Here is a 24,681-nt window from a genome sequence, read left to right as displayed (position 1 = left end):
CGAGGTCGGGTTTTTTTTGCGCCGAGTTTCTTCAATCGTCGAAAACCTTTAATGTCCCGCCCATTCGAAATGAGGCGCGCATGGGCTATTTACTGGTTGTCACTCTGATTCAGGCATTTTCCTTCAGCTTGATCGGCGAATACCTCGCCGGTCACGTCGACAGCTACTTTGCAGTGCTGGTGCGCGTGTTGCTGGCCGGGCTGATATTTATCCCGCTGACGCGCTGGCGTTCGGTGGAGCCAGCCTTCATGCGCGGCATGCTAGTGATTGGCGCGCTGCAGTTTGGCGTGACCTACGTGTGCCTGTACCTGAGCTTTCGCGTGCTCACGGTGCCGGAGGTGCTGCTGTTCACTATCCTCACGCCGCTGCACGTGACCCTGATCGAAGATGCCCTCAACCGCCGTTTCAACCCGTGGGCGTTGATCGCCGCGTTGGTGGCAGTGGCCGGCGCGGCGGTGATCCGCTTCGACCAGATCACCCCGCACTTCCTTGGGGGCTTCCTGCTGCTGCAACTGGCCAACTTCACCTACGCCGCCGGGCAGGTGATGTACAAGCATTTGGTCGCGCGTTATCCCAGTGATTTGCCGCACTACCGACGCTTTGGTTACTTCTACGTGGGCGCGTTGCTGGTGGTGTTGCCGGCGTTCCTGCTGTTCGGCAAGTCGAACTTTCTGCCGGAAGCACCGCTGCAATGGGGCGTGCTGGTATTTCTTGGACTGGTCAGCACCGCCCTGGGGATGTATTGGTGGAACAAAGGCGCCTGCCTGGTCCATGGCGGCACCCTGGCGGTGATGAACAATCTGCATGTGCCGGTGGGGCTGCTGCTGAACCTGCTGATCTGGAACCAGCACGAACCGCTGGGCCGCTTGGCCTTGGGTGGGTTGGTGATTCTGGGGGCGGTGTGGATCAGTCGGTTGGGTGTGCGAAAGGCGCCATTGTTACGCTGAACCCCTTGTGGGAGCGGGCTGGCTCGCTCCCACAATAGGCCGCGTCGTTAAATCGATATTTTTTCCGGGGCCGGCAAATGACTGGCCCCGAGCACCGCCGGCAACATCCCAGCGCGCAGATCATTGCCACTCGGCTGCTGATACAAGCTCAAGCCAAACTCCGGCAATACCGCCAGCAGGTAATCAAAGATATCCCCCTGGATCCGCTCGTAATCCGCCCACGCTGTGGTGCGGGTAAAGCAGTAGATCTCCAGCGGTACGCCCTGGGCGGTGGTTTGCATCTGGCGCACCATGCAGGTCATGTTCGGCTGGATGTCCGGGTGGCTTTTCAGGTACGCCAGGGCATAAGCGCGGAAGGTGCCGAGGTTGGTCATGCGGCGGCGGTTTGCCGACAATTGCGCGCTGTTCCCCTGAGCTTCATTCCAGGCCTTGAGTTCAGCCTGCTTGCGCCCGATGTAGTCGGTGAGCAGGTGCACCTGGGTCATGCGCAGTTCTTCATCGTCACGCAGGAAACGCACGCCACTGGCGTCGATATACAGGCAGCGCTTGATGCGGCGCCCGCCGGAGGCCTGCATGCCGCGCCAGTTCTTGAACGACTCGGACATCAGGCGCCAAGTGGGGATGGAGACGATGGTCTTGTCGAAGTTCTGCACCTTGACTGTGTGCAAGGTGATGTCCACCACATCGCCGTCGGCGCCGACCTGGGGCATTTCGATCCAGTCACCGACCCGCAACATGTCGTTGCTGGTCAGTTGTACGCTGGCGACGAACGACAGCAAGGTGTCCTTGTACACCAACAGGATCACCGCCGACATCGCACCCAGGCCTGAGAGCAGCAACAGCGGCGAACGGTCGATCAGGGTGGCGACAATAATGATCGCGCCAAACACGAACAACACCATCTTCGCTAACTGCACATAGCCCTTGATCGAGCGGGTGCGTGCGTGTTCGGTACGTGCGTAGATGTCCAGCAAGGCGCTGAGCAGTGCGCTCATGGCCAGTACCAGGAACAGAATGGTGAGCGACAGGGCCACGTTACCGATAAACAGAATGGCGGTCTTGCTCAGGTCCGGCACCAGGTACAGGCCGAACTGGATCACCAGCGACGGCGTCATCTGGGCCAGGCGATGAAAGACTTTGTTATGCCGCAGATCGTTGACCCAGTGCAGGGCCGGCTGCCGGCCGAGCAATTTGACGGCGTGGAGAATGAGATAACGCGCTACACGTCCAAGCAGCAGCGCCACGACCAGCAACACCAGCAGACCGAGGCTGGCATGGAGCAACGGGTGTTGATCGAGGGTGCCCCAAAGGTCTTGGACGTTGAGCCAGAGCTGTTTGATATCCATGGATGAGACCGATTCTTCTGTAAGACAAGACGGGGCGATTAGAGCATTTAAGTGCGACAAAGTTGACGTCATGGACAAATGCCCTGACAAAAAAGCAGCTGATTAGTACCGTTCGCGTAAAGAAACTCGGTTTGGACGCCCGAAACCGGTAACCTATGCAGCTGTTTTTTTGTATTTCTTCGAGGTAGCACCCGTGTTTTCCCAATTCGCCCTGCACGAACGCCTGCTCAAAGCCGTGGCCGAGCTTAAATTTGTCGAGCCTACGCCGGTGCAAGCAGCGGCCATCCCGCTCGCGCTCGAAGGGCGTGACCTGCGGGTGACTGCTCAAACCGGGAGTGGCAAGACTGCCGCTTTCGTCCTGCCGATTCTGCATCGTTTGATTGGCCCGGCCAAAGTCCGCGTCAGCATCAAGACCCTGATCCTGCTGCCGACCCGCGAGCTTGCCCAGCAGACCTTGAAGGAAGTGGAGCGCTTCTCGCAGTTCACGTTTATCAAGTCCGGCCTGATCACCGGCGGCGAAGACTTCAAGGTCCAGGCCGCCATGCTGCGCAAGGTGCCGGATATCCTGATCGGCACCCCTGGCCGCATGATCGAGCAACTCAACGCCGGCAACCTTGACCTCAAGGAAGTCGAAGTGCTGGTATTGGACGAAGCCGACCGCATGCTCGACATGGGCTTTGCCGACGACGTGCAGCGCCTGGTAGCCGAGTGCGTCAACCGCCAGCAGACCATGCTGTTCTCCGCCACCACCGGCGGTTCGACCCTGCGTGAAATGGTCGCCAAGATCCTCAACAACCCTGAGCACCTGCAGGTCAACAACGTCAGCGACCTGAACGCGACCACGCGTCAGCAGATCGTCACCGCCGACCACAATGTGCACAAAGAGCAGATTCTCAACTGGCTGCTGGCCAACGAGACTTATCAGAAAGCCATCGTGTTCACCAACACCCGCGCTGCGGCCGACCGCATCTACGGTCGCCTGGTGGCCCAGGAATACAAAGCGTTCGTGCTGCACGGTGACAAAGACCAGAAGGACCGCAAACTGGCCATCGACCGCCTCAAGGCTGGCGGCGTGAAGATTCTGGTTGCCACCGACGTTGCCGCGCGCGGCCTGGACGTGGACGGCCTGGACTTGGTGATCAACTTCGACATGCCGCGCAGCGGCGACGAATACGTGCACCGTATCGGGCGTACCGGGCGTGCCGGCAACGACGGCTTGGCCATTTCGCTGATCTGCCACGGCGACTGGAACCTGATGTCGAGCATCGAGCGCTACCTCAAGCAGTCGTTCGAGCGTCGCACCATCAAGGAAGTCAAAGGCACGTACACCGGACCGAAGAAGGTCAAGGCGTCGGGCAAGGCGGTTGGCGTAAAGAAGAAAAAGACCGACGCCAAGGGCGACAAGAAGAAAACCGGCGCCAAGTCGCCGACCAAGCGCAAGATCGCCAACCGGCCGAAGACCGACAACCTGTCGCTCGTCAGCAAAGATGGCATGGCGCCACTTAAGCGCCGCAAGCCTGAAGCACCGGCTGCTGAGTAAGGCTTGAGTGATGAAAAAAACCGGACATTTGTCCGGTTTTTTATGCCTTCAGCTTTTGGCTTTGGCGGCTGCTTCCTTGAGTTCCTTGAGTCGGGCATCGATCAACTGGCACTTGTCAGGAAACTCGGCACTTTCGGTATCCAGATCCATCTTCTGCAGCTCGTCGTTCATCTCCTTGGCCTTGGTCGGGTTCTGTTCGGTCAGTTTGGCCACTTCCTGGGCCAGTTGTTCGCGCTTGGCCGTGGCCTCGTCTGGTGTGCAGGCCCAGGTTGGCAGAGCAGTCAGCAGCGTGGCGGCGATCGCCAGGTTTTTCAGGGTTTTCATGGAGAGACCTCCTTGGCGGTTATGTGCTGTTGAGGGCGCGAACGTCTGGAAAGTTCAGAGAAATGACACGCCGTCTATTCGGCTGAACGGCGGCTGACGTGACGGGTCACACCTCAAGACGGGCTAATTTTCCTTAAGCCTGCAGGAGGAATCAGGATGACGACTTACAACTGGGATCTGATCGAACGGCTGTTGCATGAAGTGCAGAACGGCGAGGGCAGCTTCGCGCCGCGCAAGTATGCCGAGCAGGAAGCAGCCGAGAAGGCGACGGCGGGCGAATCGACCGGCAACCTGGATGCGCTGAAAAAGACCGCTGCGGATTATGAGGCGCTGCTGTTCAAGCGTGGCTTTATTGAATCGCGCCCTGAGGAAGAGGGCGGTAATGGCGAGAACTTCATCCTGACTGCACTCGGCGCGCAGTTGCTGGCGCTGATCGACAGTTCGATCCCGGGCAACGATCATCCGCGTCAGGTGTTGGATGAGCAGGCGGATGCACTGGATCCGGCGACCTTTGCTGAAGTGGCGTCAAAAGCTCAGATTGCCTGAGTGCTTCTGTGGGAGCGGGCTTGCCCGCGATGACGGCGTGTCAGTCGATATAGTCGTTACTGACCGATCGCTATCGCGGGCAAGCCCGCTCCCACATTTTTAGATCGTGGCAGCCTTCAGGCATTTCAGCGCTTTGAAGTCGCTGCGCACGCCGTCAATTTTCTGCGTCAGCTTCAAGCGTTGTTGCGCGCTACTGTCTGCCATCAGGTCGACCAACAGACTGCGCGCTGCAGCCTCTGTCTGGGCATAAGCAGCGCGATACTCCGGGGTCCACAAGCTCTCCCGATCCACCAGCAACTGCTGCATTTTCTGCGGGAAGTCGGCGCTTGCACGGTGTTGCACGGCGTCGATGAATTGAGCCTGCCACTGCGCACGGTTGCCGATCCATTCCGTGTTCTGGTCTCCCAATGCGAGCGACCACGCCGTCACGCGATTCTGCTGACTGGCGCTGAGCGGGCCCATCCACGTATCCAGGCGCTTGCTCATGCGCTCGGCACGTTCTTGGATCTGCTTGGCCAGTGGCGGCTTCAGGTATTCATCCTGGCGCTTGCGCAGATCCTTGGCCAGCGCCTCGTTCATTTCCTTGACCTGCTGATCGTCCAGGCCCTTGAGCAGTTTGATGGCCGATGGCGTGATCTCACGGGCGACCTCGTCAATAGCCTGCTTGGCTTCGGCGGTACGGGTCTGCAAGGCGGCGTCTGTGACCTGGTTGTTGTCGACCATCTGTTGCAGGCGATCCAGCCAATCCAGATAACCCGGCAGCTGCGTGGTGCAGTGCCAGGCCAGGTGTTCCTTGAGTTTGTCGTTGAACCAGCTCTTTTGCCCGGCGTTCATGTCCAGGTAATCGTTGAGGGTCCAGGGGATGATCACGTCCAGGTTGCGGTAGGCCAGGCCCACGCGATTGCAGCCGGCGAGCATCAGGCTCACGGTCAGCAATACCACCAGTAATTTGAGCCGACGCAGCATGGGCGGGTCCTTCGCGGAATGGGGTGTCACATGTGAACCCGCGCTGGGCGCGACAGTTCAGCCCATTAATAAAACGTCCGCGCGGCCTTCAACGTCAACAGACCATCGCATTGCGAATTATGTCCGGAATACGCCGAGCAATCCCCGCCGCTCAGGCTGGAGTCGCTGTAGATCAGGTTCAGGTCAACGCCCATCCATTCCCGCGAGAATTGCACCGACCAGTCACTGAAGGCGCGGATGGAGCCGCCGTCCACCGAGACTGGAGCGCCCAACTGATGAGTGGTGTATTTCATGCTGACCCCAATGCCGAAAGGTTGGGTGCCGCCGAGGTCGGCAAACAGGGTGCTGTCCTGGCGGTCCGGATCGTTGCTGAAGGAGGCGCCAAAGCGATTGCCCAGCAGGTTCAGGCCGCCGTAGAACTCCTGGCTGTCGAGGGGGCTGAGCTTGGGGTAGCTGTAATGGATCAAGCCCACTTCGTAGCCCAGGGTCTGATCGAAGGGGTGTTTGAAACCCATGTAGGAATCGACTTCGAGGGTGCTGGCCGAGGACAAGCCCATATTCGGGGAAAACTGGCCGAAGTACAGGCCGCTGTCGTGGCTCAGGTCCAACCCGCCATGGAACGAGTCGCTGCCAGGCGACGTCGGCTTGACCAAGCCCTGCGCCATGCTGCGGCTGGGAGTGGTGCCCAATTTCAAATCGAAATCACCCAATTCGCGCTGAAAGATTTGCGCTTCGGCGAGGGGGCAGGTCACCAGGGCACCGACCAGGAAAATACAGGATTTGAGCATGCTTCACTCCATGAAAAGCGAGGAGCAGTGACGAAGGAAATCGGGCAGATGCCCGTGCTAGACGCGTGCAAGCATACCGGCGAATGCCTGCAGGTGAGGCCCGTTCGTCGATTCATGCAAAAATGTGGATGATTGGAGAGGGTATTTCGAGCTCTAGTCCTAGCGCCTTGAGGGCAAGACGCTTAGGGACCAGGTGTGTTGCGCGGTATTACTTTTTACCCAAGCTGATCTGCTTGGATGGGCCGAAAGTCTGGCCGCTCACGCCTTTGGCAATTTGCTGGATTTCGCCGCCGGACTTAAGGAACGCAGCGATCTGGCTGTTGATCGATTCGCTGGTTTCAACGGCTGGAGCTGGCTTTGCTTTGCTGTTGGATGCTTTTACACGCATGGCGGCCACTAACCTGTAGAAAATTAACTTGGCCAGGCATCGTACAGGAAATACTTGACAATTGCTTGGTAAATATCCCCCGGGAATAAGTGCAGCGGTCGGAAACAGCAAAGTTTCATTTTTCAAATAAGCCCCCTAACTTATTGTTTTAATTCGAAACCATGGGGCGGTCGAGGGTTGGCGGCTTGAAAAAACTGGCCGATTGATCGGACGAGCGGGGCTGTGCGTTGGGCGATGCTATTGCAAGGCCACCTCAGCCCGCGTTTTTTCAGGCGCCCGCGCGTGGCGGGTCCAACTCGGGTAGAATGCCGCTCACGCAATGAGGGTATTTGGACATGGCTTTAGTCGGGCGCTACAACAGCTTGCAAGTGGTAAAACACACTAACTTCGGTTTGTACCTGGATGGTGCGCAAGACGGTGAAATCCTCTTGCCTAATCGGTATATCCCTAAAGATATTCCCAGCGAAGATGAAGACTGGCTTAACGTTTTCATCTATCTGGACAGCGATGACAAACTCATCGCCACCACTGAAAAACCGAAAGTTCAAGTGGGTGAATTCGCCAGTTTGAAAGTGGTGGAAGTCAACAGTATTGGCGTGTTCCTTGACTGGGGTTTGCCCAAGGATCTGTTGCTGCCTTACTCGGAAGAAAAACGCCAGATGACCGCAGGTGAATACTGCGTGGTGCACGTTTATCTCGACAAACACACCAAGCGCATCACCGCCACTGCGCGCCTGGATCGTTACCTGGACAAAACGCCTGCTAACTACCAGGTGGGCCAGGAAGTCGACCTGCTGGTGGCCGAAGCCACTGATATGGGCTTCAAGGCGATCATCAACAACAAGCATTGGGGCCTGATCCACAAGAACGAAGTGTTCAAGTTCCTGCGCCCGGGCAAGGAAGAAAAAGGCTTTATCAAAGAAATCCGCGCTGACGGCAATATCAGCCTGAGCCTGCAACCGGTCGGACAGGAAGCGGCCTCCAGCCTGAACTCGAAGATCCTCGCCAAGTTGCGTGAAAACAACGGCATCTTGCCGGTCAGCGACAAAAGCGACCCGACGGTGATCAGTAACTTGTTCGGCGTGAGCAAGGGCAACTTCAAGAAAGCCATTGGTGCGCTGTATAAGCAGGGCCAGATCGTGATTCACGCGGATCGCATTGAACTAAGCTGATCGCGCTTTGCTCTTCTGTAGGCGCCGTCCGGTGCCTACAGAGGTTGCATCAATGACCAAGAAAATGCTCTTCGCCTACCTCGGCACTCTGCTCGCGTTCCTGATCCTGGACGGCCTCTGGCTTGGCGTCCTCATGGGACCCACCTACAAATCCCTGCTGGGTCCACTGATGCTGGATCAGCCCCGCCTGTTGCCTGCGACACTCTTCTATCTCCTTTATGTACTGGGTTGCGTAGTGTTCGTGGTCTTGCCCAGCACAAGCTGGCAACGCGCCGCACGCCTTGGCGCCTTGCTTGGTCTGGTTGCCTACGGCACCTATGACCTGAGCAACTGGGCCACGCTGCAAGGTTGGTCCGCGCAATTGGCGATCATGGACATGGCCTGGGGCACCTTTCTGACGGCGGCGTGCTGTACGGTGGGCTACTTGTGTGCACATCGAGTGCACCGTTGATTGTGTACAGGATTGATGTGCACCGTAGCTGAGCGCGGTCCCCGCTTATAGACCTGTATCAATCTCTTTGGAACACCGTATCAAAGGGATTGCGCTCAATTGGCACGCATTCTGCTGACTGTCTCGTATACAAACCATGCCGCCTCCCGTATGCACCCCGTGACGGAAGCGCAGGCCGGTATTTCGAGGAGCCCAGCGATGACCGAACAATTGCCCAAAGGCTACAGCCCGCGCCTGTACAACAAGGACTTGGGCCCACTGCCGCAAAAGTGGACCTGGTACAACATCTTCGCCTTCTGGATGAGCGACGTGCACAGCGTTGGCGGTTATGTGTTCGCCGCCAGCCTGTTCGCCCTGGGGCTGGCCAGTTGGCAGGTGTTGATCGCCTTGCTCGCCGGTATTTGCATTGTTCAGTTGATCGCTAACTTGGTGGCCAGGCCGAGCCAGCAGGCCGCTGTGCCGTATCCCGTGATTTGTCGGCTGGCGTTTGGCGTGTTTGGCGCGAATATCCCCGCAGTGATTCGTGGCTTGATCGCCGTGGCCTGGTATGGGATTCAGACGTATTTGGCATCAAGTGCGTTGATCATCGTGGTGCTGCGCTTCTTCCCGCAGATGGCGGTGTATGCCGAACCGCACTTTGCAGGCCTGTCGTACCTCGGCTGGTTTGGATTCCTGAGCCTGTGGTTGCTCCAGGCGGCCGTGTTCTGGGCTGGTATGGAGTCTATCCGCCGCTTTATCGATTGGGCGGGGCCGGTGGTGTATGCGGTGATGTTTGCCCTGGCCGGCTGGATCGTGTGGAAGGCGGGCTGGTCGAATATCAGCTTCACCCTGTCAGAGAAATCCCTGTCGGGTTGGCAGGCGTTTGGCCAGGTGATCGTGGCCACCGCGCTGGTGGTGTCGTACTTCTCCGGGCCCACCCTGAATTTCGGTGACTTCAGCCGCTACTGTCGCAGCATGCAGGACGTACGACGCGGCAACTTCTGGGGGCTGCCGGTGAATTTCCTGGCGTTTTCCCTGGTCACCGTAGTCATCGTCTCGGGCACCTTGCCGGTGTTCGGCGAAATGCTGCATGACCCGATTGCCACGGTTTCGCGCATCGATAACAGCATGGCGGTGTTGCTCGGTGCCTTTGCCTTTGTCACCGCGACCATTGGTATCAATATCGTCGCCAACTTCGTTTCCCCGGCGTTTGACTTCGCCAACGTCGCGCCGAGCAAAATCAGTTGGCGTGCCGGCGGGATGATCGCCGCCGTGGCGTCGATCTTTATCACGCCGTGGAATCTGTTCAATAACCCGCTGATGATCCACTACACCCTGGATATCCTCGCCGCGTTTATCGGGCCACTGTTCGGGATTCTGTTGGTGGATTTCTACCTGATCAAAAAACAAAAGATCGACGTGGATGCACTGTTTGATGACAGCCCCAGCGGGCGCTACTACTTCGACGGTGGCGTGAACTGGACGGCGGTCAAAGCGCTTGTGCCCGCGACGCTGGTGGGGGTCGCGATCACCTTTACCCCGGCGTTGCAGTTTATGGCCAACTTCGCCTGGTTTACCGGCTGCTTCCTGGGTGGGCTGTTTTTCCTGGTGCTGGCTCGGCGTGAGCAGATTCATGTGCCTGCGCCGCTGGTTGTCGGCTGAGCAGCACCGAGCCCGCTATTAAAAGGCCCGCGCCGGCAATCACCAGCGCGGGTTGCAACCCGCCGCTGAGGTGGCTGCTGACCGACGCCAGCAACGGGCCGCTCAGTTGGCCGATGGCAAAGCTGGCGGTCAGCAGCCCGGTACTGCGCTGGTAGCCGTGGGGCGCGACGTCCCGCAGGCGGGCCATTACCAACTGCATGCAGGCCAGGAACGGCCCGCCACACAGCAGCACGCCCAGCGCTAAACCCCAGCCATTGCCGAACAAACAGGCGAATACGCCGGCCGCTTGCAGCCACAGCGTGGTCATCAGCCAACGGCGCGTGGTGTGCGGGTCCTTGCGGCGCAGACTCGCCACTCCCACGCCAATCGTTGCGGCCAGGCCAAAGCACGGCCAGAACAGATCGGCCTGCCAGGCGCCCTTGAACTGCGCGCTGGCCATCTGCGACAGGAAGGTTGCCGGAATGATGTAGCCAAGGCCGAACAGCACGTAGATCCAGCACAAATGCGCGATGCTGCCGTTGCTGCCTCCCTCGGTGTGGCTGGCAACCGCTGCGCCATCGGCATAAGGCCTGGGCAGGAAAGGCAGGATTGCCAACAACATCACCAACGCCACCACGCCATACACCAGCCATAACGTCGCCGAGTTTTGCCCCTGCAGGTTGGAGCCCAGCGCCAATAACCCGGTCAACAGAATCCCCAACCCTGGCCCGGCGAATACCAAGGCGCCCAGGCGCGGACGCCCGGCCGCAATCGCCAATGGTTGGCTGAGGCTGGTGATCATCACCAGGGCCCAGGCACTCGCGACACCGGTACCAAAGCGCAGTAATAGGTGCGGCCAGAACCCATGAGCCCAATACGACGCCAGCGTCAGCAACACACACAGCCATAAGCCGCCATACAAGCGCCCGCGCACGTGGTGGTGGCTGCGCGCAAAGATCGAATCCACCGCGCCGACGAAGTAGCCCAGGTAGTTGGCGGCAGCGATCAGGCCGGCGCCGGTCAGGTCGATCTGCCCTTCACTGAGCAGGTGCGGCATTTGTGGGGTGAGGGCGAAGCGGCCAATGCCCATCGCCATCATCAGGGCGACGAAGCTGGCAAGTAAGCGTATCAAGGGAGACATGGTCAAGTTTCCTGCGGGTAAGCGAATACCCTCAGGCTAAAGCTGATTGACTTTCTGTAAAATTGAATAATAGTTAGCAACTTGTTCAGTTTTGGAGAAAGTTATGGAGTTCAGTCAATTGCGCATTTTCCAGGCCGTGGCCGAAGAGGGCTCCATCACCCGCGCCGCCGAGCGTCTGCATCGGGTGCCGTCGAATCTGTCGACCCGGCTCAAGCAGATGGAGGAACAGCTCGGCGTCGAGCTGTTCGTACGTGAACGCCAACGCTTGCAGCTTTCTCCTGTAGGCAAGGTGTTGCTGGACTACAGCACCCGCCTGCTGGCGCTGCACGATGAAGCCCATGGCGCCGTGCAAGGCGGGCAACCGGCTGGGGATTTTGTGTTGGGCAGCATGTACAGCACGGCAGCGGTTCACTTGCCCAAGCTGCTGGCGCGCTATCACAAGGCTTATCCGATGGTGAACCTGCAAGTGCAATCGGCGCCCAGCGGTGAGTTGCTTGAAGGCTTGATCACCGGTCGTCTGGATGCTGCATTCGTGGACGGCCCCATCACAATCGCGTCCCTGGACGGAGTCGCCCTGTGCGAGGAACGATTGGTACTGATATGCGAGGCCGATCACCCGTCGGTGCGCGGGCCGCAGGATGTGGCCGGGCGTTCAGTGTTCACCTTCCGCCGCAGTTGCGCTTATCGCACTCGTCTGGAAACCTGGTTTTCCCACGAGCGTGTGGCCATGGGGCGGGCAATCGAGATTGAATCCTATCAAGGCATGCTCGCCTGCGTGATTGCTGGCTCCGGGGTGGCGTTGATGTCCGAGTCCATGCTCGACAGCCTGCCAGGCAAGGAAAATGTGTCCGTTCATCCGCTGACGGGGCCTTTTGCCACTGCGACCACCTGGCTGATGTGGCGAAAGGGTATGCTCGGCGCTAACCTCAATGCATGGATCGACCTTCAGCAAGAGGGCAAGGCAGAGGTCCTGCGAGACGCACGCGCAATTGCTTGAACGATCCGTCAGGATTTGAATCAATTCAGTAATAGTTCGTTGTGGTTTCGTTCATGCATTACGTAGGACTTAGGGCTACTATCAGTGTAGGAAAAGGCGACAGAACTTGCGCCTACCAGCATTACCCTCAAGGGGGGCAACCATGAAAGAGAAAATTCAAAACTGGCTCCATGATCTGGGTGTTGCACTGGGCTTGATCGAGCCTCCGCTACAACCGGTGCCTATCCGCACAGATGATGAGCAGCGCCGCCCACGCCGCCGGTAAGTCCTGAAGCGCTCATGCGATCGACTCGTTGATCGTGCGGGCGCTTTGCAATGGGTTGTTATTCAGGGCGTGCTCGGTTCCCTGTCATTCGGGCGCAGCCGCAGTTTGTTCCCCGCCGCTTTACTGGATTATCTGACGAGGCCAGCGTTGTCGTCGGACCCTTCTTTTTATCCTGTCATCCGTACCTTTTTCCGGTTCGTCCTTCTATATTTTTGTCTTCACAAGGACGGAAGGGTAGTGGGATGTCGAGCATTGATGGCGAAGGTATGGTGATTTCCGACAGGGTTGAGCGTCGTCGGTTTCCATCGATTGAGCAGGGAGATATGCGTAGCGTGCGTGCCTTGGTGATTCACCAGACGGATGCCCCAACGGCACAGCACACCTTTAACGGTTATCTGTCCAAAGGCAACGGTGCGCACTTTTTGATTGAAAAAGATGGCCTCATCTACCAGACGGCCAGCCTGAAAAAACGCTGTTATCACGTTGGGCGCTACCTGCGCTCCAAGTGCCTGGCAGTTGATAAAACGACCTGTGATACCGCTCAAATCCAGTCGATTCAAGCGCTCACCTGGACGTTACAGATTCGCGCGCTGGACCGGCACGAACGCACCAAGGGCTATCCTGAACGATACCCGATGAATGCGGACTCCCTGGGTATCGAATTGGTCGGCAAACACCTGGATGCCACGCGTTATGAGCGGGTTACCGCACTGCAGAATCAGTCTCTGCAGTGGTTGGTGTCTGAATTGCGTGGTCATTTCCGTCTGACACCGGAAGACATCTACACGCACCCGCAAATCTCATACAAACATCCAGGTGAAGCCAGCAGTGCGGTGTGGCAATGACTTCAGCGCGATGGACACTGGGCGTGTGGATGTTACTCGCCGGATGCGCGTCCACCCCGCGTGATGTTGAGGCTATCTCCATCGCGGGCTTCCATTCCGAAGAACCTGAGCGTTGCCGTCCCAGTGACGTTGCGCTGGATGAGCGGCAGGTAGCGGCCTTTTTCAAGCAGGCTGAACTTATTGATGGTCGTACGCTGCACGATGAGTATGACTGGGCGCCTTGTTACCTGGAGGGCACGCTGAAATATCAAGGCAAGGCATGCATTTGGCGGGTGAGGGCAGGCGCTACGGGGGAGATTGAGTGCCCGGCAACTGCGCAGTACTTTGGCTGCAAGGACTGCGGTGATGTGTTTGAAGGCGCCAAAAAATAGCGACGGGTTGAAAAGATAGAAGTGATATCTGAAGTCGTATCCGCTCTTGTTCACGGGATTTCGGGTGACTAGCCCGATTTCACGCATGTCAATCAGGTTTTGGCACTCATTTGTCGGAATTGGACTGCATGATTGTCAGAATCGGCTGGCTTATTTAATTATAAAGACACGCGTAGGTTGGGTTCCATTAGGGACCAAGGCAACTAGTCTCGGATAAAAACTAAGCGCATTTTCATCGCGCCCTAACTTTATTGAGTGCCTCGCTTTGAGGTACCAGTAAGTCAGAATTGGTTGGAGACAAAGCTATGTTGCTCTCTTCGGTTCCGCCCGTCGCTGCGCCACTCATTGCCATAACTGAAAACATTTTACATATCGCGCCTGTGTCGAGAGCCTGGAAGGCTGAGGCCCCCAGCAACGTAGTTTTTCTTCCCCCAACGTTAACTAAGCAAGCTCTGCTCATACAGATTGGGCTCCTGCGCCCATCAACGATAATTGTCGGCGACCAATCTATCGATGCAGACGTCATTGACCAATGGCGTATATCTCATCCTTTTGAAGACCTCTATCTGATCCGAAGAGGTACGAGTTTGGATAAAGTGCGGCTGGACCTGTGTAAATCTAACAGTATTCGGGTGATCAATACGCCTGGGGTCAATGCGCCGCATGTGGCTGCCTATATCACGCATTGGTTGAAACTGGCCGACGGCTCCTTACCCCATGATGTCCGTATATTGGGATACGGCAATGTAGGCAAAGAGCTGGTCAAGTTGTTGCTTGATCGAGATCCGGATGTTCGGATAAAGGTGTTGGTTCGACACTGTCGAGCGCCAGATAATAATGGGACAGCCTTTTCCGATAACCGGGTGACTTTTGTCGCAGACTGGTTCGAGGCGTTAGAGGGTGCCTCTGCTGTTGCCATATGTTTATCACTGAATGATGAGTCTACGTATCGCATTGATCAGGCCCTCATTGAATGTATGCACAAACAAGCTCGCCTGGTCTGTGTCGCCAAACCGGATGTCTTTAGCGATGATGCATTGCGAATGTTGGCGGCGGCTGGAGGCATCCAGCTTGTCGTCGATTACGGACCTACGACATTGGATGTGTTTCGGATGCGTACCCAAATGCTCGGCTGTAGTGTCTCCACGTGGCGTAAACCGGCGACGCTCACTGCACGGGCGGCAACCACCGAAGCCTGCCATTGCGACCTTGACTATGCGGTCGCAGTCCAACTGAGCTTAATGGCGTTGCGGGGTGTTGTCAGGCGCAAGCTTGCACAATCGTTAATGATCCCCTCTCAACACACACATGTCGGTGCGCCGCGCGTGTCGATCATCGGTAGAGGAATCAACGGTCTGCTCCAAGCCATGATGTTACGCCTGGCGAATTATCAGGTCGTCGTATACGGAGGAAATCGCGAGAGCAATGGAGCCAGTCATAAGCAGGTGAACATGCGCCATCTTTCCGCAACGGAGACAACTGCAAAGCCGCTGCATAATGACCATCTGACTCCCGGGAATCAGTGCTTTGCTGTTGCGTGCAACCGCGCAGGCATTGAGCTCTTTGAAAAGCTTCTGGCCGACAACCCATCGCTTGCACAATTCGCACAGGCGGGGATTGTACGAGCCTATAGGGTGGGTGCGAGTGGTGTAGAGGCCGCGATTCTTGAGCAGCGTGATATTGAAAGCAGGCGTTGGCCAAGTGGGAAGCCGGGATATGAACTCGCAGAGATCAGTCAACTGCAATTCCAGGCAAACTATGCAATCCCAGGGATTGGTCGGGCTATTGAGGTATCGGGCTACGATGTTGAGTTCATCCATTTAAAGAATGAGCTAGAGGCGCTTCTGCAGTGCTCTGGCGTTCAGTTTCAGCCCCAGCATCTGAGTCCGGCCCAAATTACTGAGCTGAGCAGAGAGCACTTCGTCATCACAGCCATGGGGGTGGAGGAGTCAGAGGTAATCGCGATCATTGGCTGGTTTTTCAAACTGCGTGCTGTCGGTGATGAAGGCGTCGAAGTGCGCGGACTCAAGCTGCAGTACGATCTGCCCGTCGGCGTCATGAATTGCCGGTTGGATGGGGATTGCATACTTGTCTCCGGCGGGCAGGTTCCGCCTGATTCGACGTCGGAATGCAAGGAGCAGATATTGGCGGCGTGCCTGGCCGCTGTTTCTCGGCACTTTCCGATGTCCTACCGCAGGGCGATCGAAAGTGGCGACTTGCATATTATCGAATGTGCCAGGCCTTGCACCGCAGATGGACTGTCGATCGTTTATTGGTCGGCCTATCATCGAATCGCGGCTGGGGGAACTTACGCGGCGGGCACAACGCAGGGATTGGTATGGGCTTCTTTAGTTCAGGAAATCATCCAGCAAACTAACACTTGAGCGTTGAGTGATAAAAAAACGGGTGCGACATCCGACGTCGCACCCGCTGAAGAAACCGCTTTAAAGCTCGTTCTGCATCAAACCGCCGTTGCCACCGCCTCCGGCTTACGCGACAACAAACTCACCACGACAAAACTCACCAGCCCAACCGCCAGGCTGTAGTAAATCGGCGTGTTCGCATCCAGCCCATCCTTGAACATAAACACCAGTGCCGTCACAAAACCCAAGGTCATGGAGGTAATCGCCCCCGACGTGGTCGCGCGTTTCCAGAAGATCGCGCCAATCAGCGGAACCAGCATACCGCCCACCAGCAGGTTGTAAGCCAGGGTCAGTGCGCTGATCACGTCGTTCACCACCAGTGCGATCCCCAGCACGGCAATACCGGTCAGCATCGTGAACAAACGGTTGATCGCCAGGCTCGACTGTTTACCACCACGCAGGCGCGGCAGCAGGTCTTCGGTCAGGACGGTGGAGGCGGCCAACAAACCGGCGCTGGCCGTTGACATCATCGCCGCGAGAGCCGCGGCAATCACCAGGCCGCGAATCCCGTCGGGCAGCGATGCTTTCACGATCGCCGCGAAGGCGTTGTTGACGTTATCCAGGTCCGGAATCAGCACATGCGCCGCCATGCCGATCAGTGCACAGGCCAGGCCGTAGAGGATGCAGTAGAAACCGGCGAAAGTGCCTGCGTACTTGGCGACTTTTTCGTCACGGGCGGTGAATACCCGTTGCCAAATGTCTTGGCCGATCAGGATGCCGAAGAAGTAGATCATGAAGTAGGTGATGATCGTGTCCCAGCCGATGGCGATAAAGCTGAAGCTCGACGCCGGCAGCTTGGCCACCAGCTCGTCCCAGCCGCCCACGCGGTACAGGCAGATCGGCAGCAGGATAAACATCAGGCCAACGGTCTTGATCACGAATTGCACGATATCGGTCAGCGTCAGCGACCACATGCCACCGATGGTCGAATACACCACCACCACGCCACCGCCGAGCAGCACCGAGATCCAGAACGGCAGGCCGAACAGCACTTGCAACACCGTGCCGATGGCCAGGATCGAGGTCACGCCGATCATCAGCGCATACGCCAGCATGATCACCGCACTGGCCTGACGCGCCATGGGGTTGTAGCGCTTTTCCAAGACCTGGGTGACGGTGAAGATCTTCAGCTTGAGCAGCGGCTTGGCGAGGAACAGGTTCAGCGCGATGATGCCCATGCCCAGCGCGGCACACAGCCAGAAGCCGGAGATGCCATGCACATAACCCAGGCGCACGGTGCCGACGGTCGATGCGCCGCCCAGTACTGTGGCCGCCATGGTGCCCATGTACAGCGACGGGCCCAGGTTGCGCCCGGCCACCAGGTAGTCTTCATGGGTCTTGGCGCGACGCATGCCGTAATAGCCGAGCACGAGCATGCCGGCGGCGTAGATGAGTACGACGAATAAATCCAAAGCCATGACGGCGAGTCTCCAATTATCTTTTTATTGTGGTGAAGGTGCTTGCTGTGGCGAGGGAGCTTGCTCCCGCTGGGCTGCGAAGCGGCCCCACCTTCGCTGTCGAACGGGAGCAAGCTCTCTCGCCACAACGGTCGGGCCGTAGACAGCCGTCGGTTCCGGAAACGCACGCAGCAAGGTCAGGTACACCACCGACGCCAACCCCAGCGTGACCGGCAGGCTGATATCAATGCCATCGGCCAGGTTGCCCAGCGGACCGACAAACTGCCCCGGCAGGTTGACAAAGCACAGGCCCACCAGCGCACTCGGAATCCACGCCCCCAGCCCGCGCCAGTTCCACCCATGGCTGAACCAGTAGCGGCCGCCGGTTTCGCCGCGCGTAAATACCTGCAGGTCATCCGGGCAGTAGAAGCCGCGACGCACAATCAGCCCGATGATCATCATCACCATCCATGGGGTGGTGCAGGTGATGATCAGCACGGCGAAGGTCGACACGCTCTGCACCAGGTTGGCGGCGAAACGTCCGATAAAGATGAAGGCAATCGACATCACCCCGATCAGCAGCGTGGCCTTGACCCGCGACAACAAGCGCGGAAACACGCTGGACATGTCCAGCCCGGTGCCATACAGCGAGGTGGTGCCGGTGGACATGCCGCCGATCACCGCGATCAAACACACCGGTAGGAAGAACCAGGTGGGCGCCACCGCCAGCAAACCGCCGACATAGTTATTCGCCGCGATGTAGTCCGGCGCCTTGATCGCCACGATGGTCGCGGTGGCCAGGCCGAACAGGAACGGGATCAAGGTGGCAATCTGCGCGAGGACCACCGCCAGCATGATGCGCATTTTCGACGTCTCACGCGGGATGTAGCGGGACCAGTCACCGAGGAACGCGCCGAAGGAAATCGGGTTGCTCATGGCTACCAGCGCGGCGCCGATAAAGGCCGCCCAGAAACCGGTCTGTCCCATCGCTACGGTGCCTGCAAAATGGCGGTCGAAAGCCGGGGCAAAGGCGAAGATCCCCAGCAGGAACAGCAGGCTCGCCGCCCACACCGCAATGCGGTTGACCCACAACATGAAACGAAAGCCGTAAATGCACACCGTCAGGACGAGAATGGCGAACACGCCGTAGGCCAGGCCCAGGCTCAGGTCGGTTTCCGGCAGGCCGATCAGACGTTTCGCACCCCCCACCAGCGCATCGCCCGAACTCCACACCGACAGTGAGAAGAAGGCAATCGCGGTAAGGAGCGAGAGAAACGAGCCGACAATCCGCCCGTGCACGCCGAAGTGCGCACCGGAAGACACCGCATTGTTGGTGCCATTGATCGGCCCGAACAGGCCCATGGGCGCCAGGATCAGCGCACCCACCAGCACGCCCAGCACAATCGCCCAGACGCCGGCCTGGAATGACAAACCGAACAGCACGGGGAAAGAGCCCAGCACAGCGGTGGCAAAGGTATTGGCTCCGCCGAAGATCAGCCGGAACAGATCCTTGGGTGTGGCGGTGCGTTCGTGGTCCGGGATCTGCTCGACCCCGTTGGTTTCTATCTTGCGAATACTTTTATCGTTGTTTTTATTATTCATGATCAGCTCCGATCACATTGGCTAAGGGGGCGGCAGCCCTTCCGGCATAGCGGACAAATGTTCGTGACAGGCCAGCCACAGGCCTTGTTTTTGTTGTGTGCCAGACCCTTGCCGTTTAAAGACAATGGTCTCGCGCTCCTGGCTAAAGAATTGCTCCCCTTGCATGCGCAGCTCGGTGGCCACGTCATGCATGAATATCGCCACGTCGCCTTGCAGGCTGACAAAGGCATTGCTCGAGGTGCACGACAGCACCTCGAAGCCCTCGTCCCGGCGCCAGCTGTCCCACAACACCTGATAGGCATCGCGACTGAGCAGCGGCTGGGGGAGGGTGTAGAACACAAAGCTGGCATCGGCCGTGAATGCCCCGAAGTAGGCGTCGCGGTCGTTGCGCGCGAACGCCGCCACCAGCTCGGCGGCGGCTTGCAGCACGTCGTGCGTGCTCATCAGCGGTGCGCCACGCCTGGCAGTACGCAGAGCATTTCGTACAACAGGTTGGCGCCCAGCAGTGAGGTGTTACCGGTGGTGTCGTAGGGCGGCGAAACTTCTACCAGGTCGCAACCAATCAGGTCGAGGCCCTGGCAGCCACGGATGATCTCGATGGCCTGGATGGTGGTCAGCCCGCCGATTTCCGGGGTGCCAGTGCCTGGCGCCCAGGCCGGGTCGATGCCGTCGATATCGAAGCTCAGGTACACCGGGCCACCGCCGACTTTTTCACGCACTTCGGCCATCAACGGCGCGAGGGAGTGGTGCCAGCATTCTTCGGCCTGGACCACGCGGAAACCTTGCTTGCGGCTCCAGTTGAAATCTTCGGCGGTGTAGCCCTGCGCACGCAGGCCGATCTGTACCACACGGTCGCAATCGAGCAGGCCTTCTTCCACGGCGCGGCGGAAGGTGGTGCCGTGGGCGATTTTCTCGCCGAACATATGGTCGTTGACGTCGGCGTGGGCATCGATGTGCACCAGCCCGACCTTGCCGTGTTTTTTATGGATCGCCCGCAGGATCGGCAGGGTGATGGTGTGGTCGCCACCCAGCGTCATCGGGATCACGCCGTGCTCGAGGATCTCGTCATAGGCTTCTTCGATGATGCGCACGGCGTCGAGCAGGTTGAAGGTGTTGATCGCCACGTCGCCGATGTCGGCAACCGACAGCGAATCAAACGGGGCGGCGCCGGTGGCCATGTTGTACGGGCGGATCATCACCGATTCGGCGCGGATTTCACGCGGCCCGAAACGGGTGCCGGCACGCAGCGAGGTGCCGATGTCCAGCGGCACGCCGACAAAAGCGGCGTCCAGGCCCTTGGCCGATTGCAGGTGGGGAAGACGCATCATGGTGGCGATGCCGGCAAAGCGCGGCATTTCGTTGCCGCCCAGTGGTTGGTGAAAAATCTTGTCCACGGGAGTGCCTCATCGTTGTTTTGTTTATTAGGGGCCGATTCTGCGAAATCCCTGGAAACGAAAGAATCGCCAGGGGCAAATACTTAGTTCAGATTTTTCTAAACTAATGGCTGAGGTAGACTCGGTTCAAATGTAGGATTTTGTGTGTGCCTTCGGAGACCCCATGGCCAATGCTCTGCCCGACCTGAAACTCTTGCGCATCTTCGTCAGCGTCGTGCGGCACCAGGGGTTCGCCAATGCCCAGCACGAACTCAACCTGTCGACGTCGGCCATCAGCACCTACATGAGCCAGTTGGAATCGGCGCTGGGGCTGGTGTTGTGCCATCGCGGCCGGGGCGGCTTCAGCCTGACCAGCAAGGGCGAGTTGTTCCATCAGGAAACCCTGCGCCTGCTCGGTGAGTTGGAAGGGTTCGAACAATACGCGGCGGCGTTGAAGGGCGAACTGCGCGGTACCCTCAAGCTCGGCGTGCTCGACTCCACCGTCAGCGACAAAGCCCTGCCGTTCGCCGAAGTCATCGGCGCCTACAGCCAGGAACACCCGGCGGTGCACCTGCATTTGTCGGTGATGAGCCCTTACGAATTGCAATTGGGCGTGCAGGACAATCGCCTGGACCTGGCCATCGGTGCTTTCTCCAACCGCATGAGCGGGCTGATCTACATGCCGCTGTATCGCGAGCAGCATTGGTTGTATTGCAGCACCCGGCATCCTTTATTCAATGAACGGCGTATCCCCGAGCAAGTCATCACCCAACAACGCATGGTCGGTCGTGGCTATTGGAGCCAGGCCGAACTGGCGCGCCACGGTTTCAAGCACAGCGCCGCGACCGTGGAAAGTATGGAAGCGCAGTTGATCCTGGTGCTGTCCGGTGCCTATATCGGCTATTTGCCCGAGCACTACGCCCAGGCCTGGGCCGACAAGGGCGACCTGCGCGTGCTGCTGCCGGCGACCTTCGGCTACCAGGCGCCGTTCTCGATGATCATGCGCCGCGGCCGCAGCCGTGAACCACTGATCCAGACCTTCCGCGACTTGCTCAAAGCCCAGCTCAACCAGGCCTGAAACCCATATGTCCAGACCCCAATGCTCCCGCTGCTTGCGGCCTACCCCCCACTGCCTGTGCGCGCTGATCCCCAGCCTCGACAGCCGCACCCGCGTATTGCTATTGCAGCACCCGAGTGAGGTCAACCATGCGCTGAATACTGCGCGTTTAGCGGCGTTGGGGTTGAACAATGCGCAATTGGTGGTGGGGGAGGTGTTTGATGACTTGCCTACCTTGCTGAATCCGCCCGGCTACCAAGCGCGACTATTGTTTCCTGCTGACGATGCTCAGTTGCTGCAAGGCTATGCACCCAGCGATCAACCGCTGTTGCTAGTGGTCCCCGACGGCACCTGGCGCAAGGCGCGCAAACTGCTGCACCTCAATCCATTGTTGGCGGCGTTGCCCCGGGTAACGTTGGCCGAGGGTGCCGTTTCCCGCTATCGGCTGCGCAAGGCGCCAGGGCCGGGTGCCTTGTCCACCGTGGAAGCCATCGTGCAGGCATTGCAAGTGCTGGAGGCACCCACCTCATTCGAGCCGTTGCTCAAGCCCTTCGACGCCTTGATCGAAGGCCAGATTGCGGCGATGGGGGACGCGGTTTTTCAGCGAAACCATGGCGACGGTCGGCATGGCTAGCAGGCTGACCGATGCGCGGCCATCGCAGCCAAGCGAGCTCCCACAGAAGCGCGCATTTCAAGTGTGGGAGCGGGCATGCCCGCGATAGCATCCTCCCAGGCAACACATTCTGTGCTTATGCCTTTAAGCCATAAGCACCGCACTTTGCGTGATATGGCCCGCCGGCCTTTCCCGGTATGATGTCCGCCCCCGCAGTCTGGATTGCGAATACGCCATGACCTTGCAGTACCCTACAATCGCCGATTGCGTCGGCAACACGCCCCTGGTCCGCTTGCAACGCATGGCGGGCGAAACCAGCAATACCTTGTTGCTCAAGCTCGAAGGCAACAACCCGGCCGGCTCCGTCAAGGACCGTCCGGCGTTGTCGATGATCACCCGCGCCGAGTTGCGCGGGCAGATCAAGCCGGGCGACACCCTGATCGAAGCCACCTCGGGTAACACCGGGATCGCCCTGGCCATGGCCGCCGCGATCAAGGGTTACAAGATGGTGCTGATCATGCCCGACAACGGCAGCGCCGAGCGCAAGGCGGCGATGACCGCCTATGGCGCCGAGCTGGTGCTGGTGACCCAGGAAGAAGGCATGGAAGGCGCGCGCGATCTCGCTGAACGCATGGCCGCCGAAGGCCGTGGCCAGGTGCTGGACCAGTTCGCCAACGGCGACAACCCCGAGGCGCACTACACCACCACCGGCCCGGAAATCTGGCGCCAGACCGGGGGCACCATCACCCATTTCGTCAGTTCGATGGGGACCACCGGCACCATCATGGGCAATTCGCGCTACCTCAAGGAGCAGAACCCCGAGATCCAGATTATCGGCCTGCAACCGATGGAAGGCTCTGCCATCCCGGGCATCCGCCGTTGGCCCGAAGAGTATCTGCCGAAGATCTACAACGCGACCCGCGTGGACCGCATCATCGACATGGCCCAGCGTGAAGCCGAAGACACCACCCGCCGCCTGGCCCGTGAAGAAGGCATCTTCTGCGGTGTGTCCTCCGGTGGCGCTGTGGCCGGTATGTTGCGCTTGTCCAAAGAAGTGGAAAACGCGGTGATCGTCGCGATCATCTGTGACCGAGGCGACCGTTACCTGTCGACCGGCATCTTCGACGAACCCAACTGATGGCCAAGCACGAGAGGGGGCTGCGCTTCCAACCGACGGGCGGCAGCCGAGCCCCGCAGATCCCCGTGGGCAAGAAACAACGCCTGACCATCGAGCGCCTGGCCAATGACGGGCGCGGCATCGTGTTCTTTGAGGGCCGCACCTGGTTTGTGAATGGTGCGCTGGCCGGCGAAGAAGTCGAAGCACGGGTACTGGGCGCCCACGGCAAGATCGTCGAAGCGCGCACCGAACGTGTGTTCACCGCCAGCGAACTGCGTCGCCCGGCACCGTGCGCGCACGTTGGCCGCTGTGGCGGTTGCAGCGTGCAGCACTTGCCCCATGCCGAACAACTTGCCCTGAAACAGCGCATGCTCGCCGAGCAACTGTCCCGTGTGGCGGGTGTCGAACCGCAAGAGTGGGCTGCACCTTTGAGTGGCCCGGAATTCGGCTACCGACGCCGCGCCCGCGTGGCGGTGCGTTGGGATGCCAAGGCGAAGCGTCTGGAAGTCGGTTTCCGCGCCGTGGCCAGCCAAGACATTGTCGCCATTGATGATTGCCCGGTGCTGGTACAGGCCTTGCAACCGATCATGCAGCGTCTGCCTGGCATGCTGCGCCGCCTGAGCAAACCTCAGGCCCTGGGGCATGTGGAGTTGTTCAGCGGTACGTCCATCGCGGTATTGCTGCGGCACATGGCGCCGTTGTCGGACGCGGACCTGCTGATCCTCAAAGAATTCTGCAGTTTCCATGAAGCCCAATTGTGGCTGCATGGCGAGGGCCAGCCGGAACCGGTCGAAGCTGATTCGGTGTTGGGGTTTCGATTGGAACAATGGGACCTGGAGTTGGCCTACCGGCCAGGTGACTTCGTGCAGGTCAACGCCGGGGTCAACGCGGCGATGGTCGCCCAGGCCCTGAAATGGCTGGCGCCACACCCCGACGAGCGGGTGCTGGATCTGTTTTGTGGCCTGGGCAACTTTGCCCTGCCACTGGCGCGCCAGGTGCGTGAAGTAGTGGCGGTGGAAGGTGTGCAGGCCATGGTAGAGCGGGCTGCCGCCAATGCCGTCAGCAACGATTTGCATAATGCGCAGTTTTTTCAGGCCGATTTGTCCCAGCCTTTGACTGACGCGGAATGGGCCAAACAGGGCTTTTCTGCGGTACTCTTGGACCCACCGCGCGATGGTGCCCTGGAGGTTGTGCGCAAGCTTGCGACCCTCAAGGCCAAGCGTCTGGTGTATGTGTCCTGCAACCCAGCCACGCTGGCGCGGGACACGGTTGAGTTGGTCAAGCAAGGCTACCGGCTAAAACGTGCCGGGATCCTCGATATGTTTCCGCAAACCGCGCATGTCGAGGCCATGGCGTTATTTGAAGCGGGCTAGGATGCCCGTTTAATCCGAC

Annotated in this window: 25 protein-coding genes; 15 read left to right on the top strand and 10 right to left on the bottom strand. The window is 58.9% G+C overall.

Annotated elements, in window-relative coordinates:
* Positions 1 to 80: 80 nt before the first annotated feature.
* Positions 81 to 947 (top strand): carboxylate/amino acid/amine transporter, encoded by an 867-nt coding sequence (locus tag HU722_RS21305; protein WP_065873817.1) that lies wholly within the window; start codon positions 81 to 83, stop codon positions 945 to 947.
* A 47-nt stretch (positions 948 to 994) separates the two neighbouring features.
* On the opposite strand, the gene HU722_RS21300 is transcribed toward HU722_RS21305, so the two are convergent.
* Positions 995 to 2,293: a mechanosensitive ion channel family protein gene (locus HU722_RS21300; protein WP_065873816.1), complete on the bottom strand. Its 1,299-nt coding sequence runs from the start codon at positions 2,291 to 2,293 to the stop codon at positions 995 to 997.
* 193 nt (positions 2,294 to 2,486) lie between these two features.
* Between HU722_RS21300 and HU722_RS21295 the strand changes: the two genes are divergently transcribed.
* A complete protein-coding gene (locus HU722_RS21295; protein WP_065873815.1) occupies positions 2,487 to 3,833 on the top strand; it encodes a DEAD/DEAH box helicase in 1,347 nt (448 codons plus the stop codon).
* A gap of 48 nt (positions 3,834 to 3,881) precedes the next feature.
* Here HU722_RS21295 and HU722_RS21290 read toward each other — a convergent pair whose 3' ends face one another.
* On the bottom strand, positions 3,882 to 4,157 hold the full coding sequence (locus HU722_RS21290) for a hypothetical protein (RefSeq protein ID WP_065873814.1): 276 nt from the start codon (positions 4,155 to 4,157) through the stop codon (positions 3,882 to 3,884).
* A 156-nt stretch (positions 4,158 to 4,313) separates the two neighbouring features.
* On the opposite strand from HU722_RS21290, the gene HU722_RS21285 reads away from it, so the two are divergent.
* Positions 4,314 to 4,703, top strand: a complete 390-nt coding sequence (locus HU722_RS21285; protein WP_017134854.1) for a hypothetical protein — start codon at positions 4,314 to 4,316, stop codon at positions 4,701 to 4,703.
* 99 nt (positions 4,704 to 4,802) lie between these two features.
* Here the strand turns inward: HU722_RS21285 and HU722_RS21280 are convergent, their stop codons facing one another.
* The 3 genes from HU722_RS21280 to HU722_RS21270 form a co-directional block, all read right to left on the bottom strand.
* Positions 4,803 to 5,669 carry a DUF6279 family lipoprotein gene (locus HU722_RS21280; RefSeq protein ID WP_186752068.1) on the bottom strand — a complete coding sequence of 289 codons (867 nt, stop codon included), beginning with the start codon at positions 5,667 to 5,669 and terminating at the stop codon, positions 4,803 to 4,805.
* A gap of 65 nt (positions 5,670 to 5,734) precedes the next feature.
* Positions 5,735 to 6,457: a TorF family putative porin gene (locus tag HU722_RS21275; protein WP_065873812.1), complete on the bottom strand. Its 723-nt coding sequence runs from the start codon at positions 6,455 to 6,457 to the stop codon at positions 5,735 to 5,737.
* Positions 6,458 to 6,665: 208 nt separating this feature from the next.
* The gene (locus tag HU722_RS21270) at positions 6,666 to 6,845 is read right to left on the bottom strand and encodes a PFL_1563 family small protein (RefSeq protein ID WP_003193095.1); all 180 of its coding nucleotides are present in this window, start codon (positions 6,843 to 6,845) and stop codon (positions 6,666 to 6,668) included.
* Positions 6,846 to 7,180: 335 nt separating this feature from the next.
* On the opposite strand from HU722_RS21270, the gene HU722_RS21265 reads away from it, so the two are divergent.
* The 3 genes from HU722_RS21265 to HU722_RS21255 all read left to right on the top strand — a co-directional run bounded on the left by HU722_RS21265 (position 7,181) and on the right by HU722_RS21255 (position 10,109).
* Positions 7,181 to 8,017 carry a CvfB family protein gene (locus HU722_RS21265; protein ID WP_065873811.1) on the top strand — a complete coding sequence of 279 codons (837 nt, stop codon included), beginning with the start codon at positions 7,181 to 7,183 and terminating at the stop codon, positions 8,015 to 8,017.
* 52 nt (positions 8,018 to 8,069) lie between these two features.
* A complete protein-coding gene (locus tag HU722_RS21260) occupies positions 8,070 to 8,468 on the top strand; it encodes a DUF2177 family protein (RefSeq protein WP_065891100.1) in 399 nt (132 codons plus the stop codon).
* 198 nt (positions 8,469 to 8,666) lie between these two features.
* On the top strand, positions 8,667 to 10,109 hold the full coding sequence (locus tag HU722_RS21255) for an NCS1 family nucleobase:cation symporter-1 (protein WP_065891099.1): 1,443 nt from the start codon (positions 8,667 to 8,669) through the stop codon (positions 10,107 to 10,109).
* Here HU722_RS21255 and HU722_RS21250 read toward each other — a convergent pair.
* Positions 10,021 to 11,229, bottom strand: a complete 1,209-nt coding sequence (locus tag HU722_RS21250; RefSeq protein WP_065881204.1) for an MFS transporter — start codon at positions 11,227 to 11,229, stop codon at positions 10,021 to 10,023. The genes HU722_RS21255 and HU722_RS21250 overlap by 89 nt on opposite strands.
* Before the next feature lie 103 nt (positions 11,230 to 11,332).
* On the opposite strand from HU722_RS21250, the gene ptrR reads away from it, so the two are divergent.
* The 5 genes from ptrR (at position 11,333) to HU722_RS21230 (ending at position 16,091) form a co-directional block, all read left to right on the top strand.
* Entirely contained in the window at positions 11,333 to 12,226 is an 894-nt protein-coding gene (gene ptrR, locus HU722_RS21245; RefSeq protein WP_186752067.1) for a putrescine utilization regulator PtrR, read from the top strand.
* Between the two features lie 142 nt (positions 12,227 to 12,368).
* Positions 12,369 to 12,491 carry a PA1414 family protein gene (locus HU722_RS29010; RefSeq protein WP_003193089.1) on the top strand — a complete coding sequence of 41 codons (123 nt, stop codon included), beginning with the start codon at positions 12,369 to 12,371 and terminating at the stop codon, positions 12,489 to 12,491.
* Between the two features lie 242 nt (positions 12,492 to 12,733).
* Positions 12,734 to 13,336, top strand: coding sequence for a peptidoglycan recognition protein family protein (locus HU722_RS21240; protein ID WP_065873806.1), 603 nt, complete (start codon positions 12,734 to 12,736; stop codon positions 13,334 to 13,336).
* 23 nt (positions 13,337 to 13,359) lie between these two features.
* Positions 13,360 to 13,707 carry a hypothetical protein gene (locus HU722_RS21235; RefSeq protein WP_210172791.1) on the top strand — a complete coding sequence of 116 codons (348 nt, stop codon included), beginning with the start codon at positions 13,360 to 13,362 and terminating at the stop codon, positions 13,705 to 13,707.
* A gap of 305 nt (positions 13,708 to 14,012) precedes the next feature.
* Positions 14,013 to 16,091: an FAD-dependent oxidoreductase gene (locus tag HU722_RS21230; protein WP_065891098.1), complete on the top strand. Its 2,079-nt coding sequence runs from the start codon at positions 14,013 to 14,015 to the stop codon at positions 16,089 to 16,091.
* Between the two features lie 77 nt (positions 16,092 to 16,168).
* Here the strand turns inward: HU722_RS21230 and HU722_RS21225 are convergent, their stop codons facing one another.
* The 4 genes from HU722_RS21225 to speB are packed head-to-tail and all read right to left on the bottom strand — an operon-like array spanning position 16,169 to position 20,523.
* On the bottom strand, positions 16,169 to 17,548 hold the full coding sequence (locus tag HU722_RS21225) for a sodium:solute symporter family protein (protein ID WP_065891097.1): 1,380 nt from the start codon (positions 17,546 to 17,548) through the stop codon (positions 16,169 to 16,171).
* Between the two features lie 24 nt (positions 17,549 to 17,572).
* Positions 17,573 to 19,129 (bottom strand): purine-cytosine permease family protein, encoded by a 1,557-nt coding sequence (locus HU722_RS21220; RefSeq protein WP_065891096.1) that lies wholly within the window; start codon positions 19,127 to 19,129, stop codon positions 17,573 to 17,575.
* 21 nt (positions 19,130 to 19,150) lie between these two features.
* Positions 19,151 to 19,573 (bottom strand): YybH family protein, encoded by a 423-nt coding sequence (locus tag HU722_RS21215; RefSeq protein WP_065891095.1) that lies wholly within the window; start codon positions 19,571 to 19,573, stop codon positions 19,151 to 19,153.
* Positions 19,573 to 20,523, bottom strand: coding sequence for an agmatinase (gene speB, locus HU722_RS21210; RefSeq protein WP_049712093.1), 951 nt, complete (start codon positions 20,521 to 20,523; stop codon positions 19,573 to 19,575). The genes HU722_RS21215 and speB overlap by 1 nt, the downstream gene beginning before the upstream one ends.
* Positions 20,524 to 20,686: 163 nt before the next feature.
* On the opposite strand from speB, the gene HU722_RS21205 reads away from it, so the two are divergent.
* The 4 genes from HU722_RS21205 to rlmD all read left to right on the top strand — a co-directional run bounded on the left by HU722_RS21205 (position 20,687) and on the right by rlmD (position 24,662).
* Positions 20,687 to 21,580 (top strand): LysR family transcriptional regulator, encoded by an 894-nt coding sequence (locus HU722_RS21205; RefSeq protein ID WP_049712094.1) that lies wholly within the window; start codon positions 20,687 to 20,689, stop codon positions 21,578 to 21,580.
* Positions 21,581 to 21,587: 7 nt separating this feature from the next.
* Complete coding sequence (locus HU722_RS21200; RefSeq protein ID WP_065873800.1) at positions 21,588 to 22,193, top strand: tRNA-uridine aminocarboxypropyltransferase; 606 nt, start codon at positions 21,588 to 21,590, stop codon at positions 22,191 to 22,193.
* A gap of 214 nt (positions 22,194 to 22,407) precedes the next feature.
* Positions 22,408 to 23,310, top strand: a complete 903-nt coding sequence (gene cysM / locus HU722_RS21195) for a cysteine synthase CysM (RefSeq protein ID WP_065873799.1) — start codon at positions 22,408 to 22,410, stop codon at positions 23,308 to 23,310.
* Positions 23,310 to 24,662, top strand: a complete 1,353-nt coding sequence (gene rlmD / locus HU722_RS21190) for a 23S rRNA (uracil(1939)-C(5))-methyltransferase RlmD (protein WP_186752066.1) — start codon at positions 23,310 to 23,312, stop codon at positions 24,660 to 24,662. Before cysM ends, rlmD begins: the two co-directional genes overlap by 1 nt.
* Positions 24,663 to 24,681: the final 19 nt, after the last annotated feature.

It is taken from the genome of Pseudomonas tritici (assembly GCF_014268275.3).
GTDB lineage: Bacteria > Pseudomonadota > Gammaproteobacteria > Pseudomonadales > Pseudomonadaceae > Aquipseudomonas > Aquipseudomonas tritici.
This window is presented reverse-complemented; position numbering and strand designations above follow the sequence as displayed.

Excerpts from the sequence above, each read along its gene's own strand:
- HU722_RS21305 (WP_065873817.1), top strand. The coding sequence starts at position 81 with ATGGGCTATTTACTGGTTGTCACTCTGATTCAGGCATTTTCCTTCAGC.
- HU722_RS21300 (WP_065873816.1), bottom strand. The coding sequence starts at position 2,293 with ATGGATATCAAACAGCTCTGGCTCAACGTCCAAGACCTTTGGGGCACC.
- HU722_RS21290 (WP_065873814.1), bottom strand. The coding sequence starts at position 4,157 with ATGAAAACCCTGAAAAACCTGGCGATCGCCGCCACGCTGCTGACTGCT.
- HU722_RS21285 (WP_017134854.1), top strand. The coding sequence starts at position 4,314 with ATGACGACTTACAACTGGGATCTGATCGAACGGCTGTTGCATGAAGTG.
- HU722_RS21280 (WP_186752068.1), bottom strand. The coding sequence starts at position 5,669 with ATGCTGCGTCGGCTCAAATTACTGGTGGTATTGCTGACCGTGAGCCTG.
- HU722_RS21275 (WP_065873812.1), bottom strand. The coding sequence starts at position 6,457 with ATGCTCAAATCCTGTATTTTCCTGGTCGGTGCCCTGGTGACCTGCCCC.
- HU722_RS21270 (WP_003193095.1), bottom strand. The coding sequence starts at position 6,845 with ATGCGTGTAAAAGCATCCAACAGCAAAGCAAAGCCAGCTCCAGCCGTT.
- HU722_RS21265 (WP_065873811.1), top strand. The coding sequence starts at position 7,181 with ATGGCTTTAGTCGGGCGCTACAACAGCTTGCAAGTGGTAAAACACACT.
- HU722_RS21260 (WP_065891100.1), top strand. The coding sequence starts at position 8,070 with ATGACCAAGAAAATGCTCTTCGCCTACCTCGGCACTCTGCTCGCGTTC.
- HU722_RS21255 (WP_065891099.1), top strand. The coding sequence starts at position 8,667 with ATGACCGAACAATTGCCCAAAGGCTACAGCCCGCGCCTGTACAACAAG.
- HU722_RS21250 (WP_065881204.1), bottom strand. The coding sequence starts at position 11,229 with ATGTCTCCCTTGATACGCTTACTTGCCAGCTTCGTCGCCCTGATGATG.
- ptrR (WP_186752067.1), top strand. The coding sequence starts at position 11,333 with ATGGAGTTCAGTCAATTGCGCATTTTCCAGGCCGTGGCCGAAGAGGGC.
- HU722_RS29010 (WP_003193089.1), top strand. The coding sequence starts at position 12,369 with ATGAAAGAGAAAATTCAAAACTGGCTCCATGATCTGGGTGTTGCACTG.
- HU722_RS21240 (WP_065873806.1), top strand. The coding sequence starts at position 12,734 with ATGTCGAGCATTGATGGCGAAGGTATGGTGATTTCCGACAGGGTTGAG.
- HU722_RS21230 (WP_065891098.1), top strand. The coding sequence starts at position 14,013 with ATGTTGCTCTCTTCGGTTCCGCCCGTCGCTGCGCCACTCATTGCCATA.
- HU722_RS21225 (WP_065891097.1), bottom strand. The coding sequence starts at position 17,548 with ATGGCTTTGGATTTATTCGTCGTACTCATCTACGCCGCCGGCATGCTC.
- HU722_RS21220 (WP_065891096.1), bottom strand. The coding sequence starts at position 19,129 with ATGAATAATAAAAACAACGATAAAAGTATTCGCAAGATAGAAACCAAC.
- HU722_RS21215 (WP_065891095.1), bottom strand. The coding sequence starts at position 19,573 with ATGAGCACGCACGACGTGCTGCAAGCCGCCGCCGAGCTGGTGGCGGCG.
- HU722_RS21205 (WP_049712094.1), top strand. The coding sequence starts at position 20,687 with ATGGCCAATGCTCTGCCCGACCTGAAACTCTTGCGCATCTTCGTCAGC.
- HU722_RS21200 (WP_065873800.1), top strand. The coding sequence starts at position 21,588 with ATGTCCAGACCCCAATGCTCCCGCTGCTTGCGGCCTACCCCCCACTGC.
- cysM (WP_065873799.1), top strand. The coding sequence starts at position 22,408 with ATGACCTTGCAGTACCCTACAATCGCCGATTGCGTCGGCAACACGCCC.
- rlmD (WP_186752066.1), top strand. The coding sequence starts at position 23,310 with ATGGCCAAGCACGAGAGGGGGCTGCGCTTCCAACCGACGGGCGGCAGC.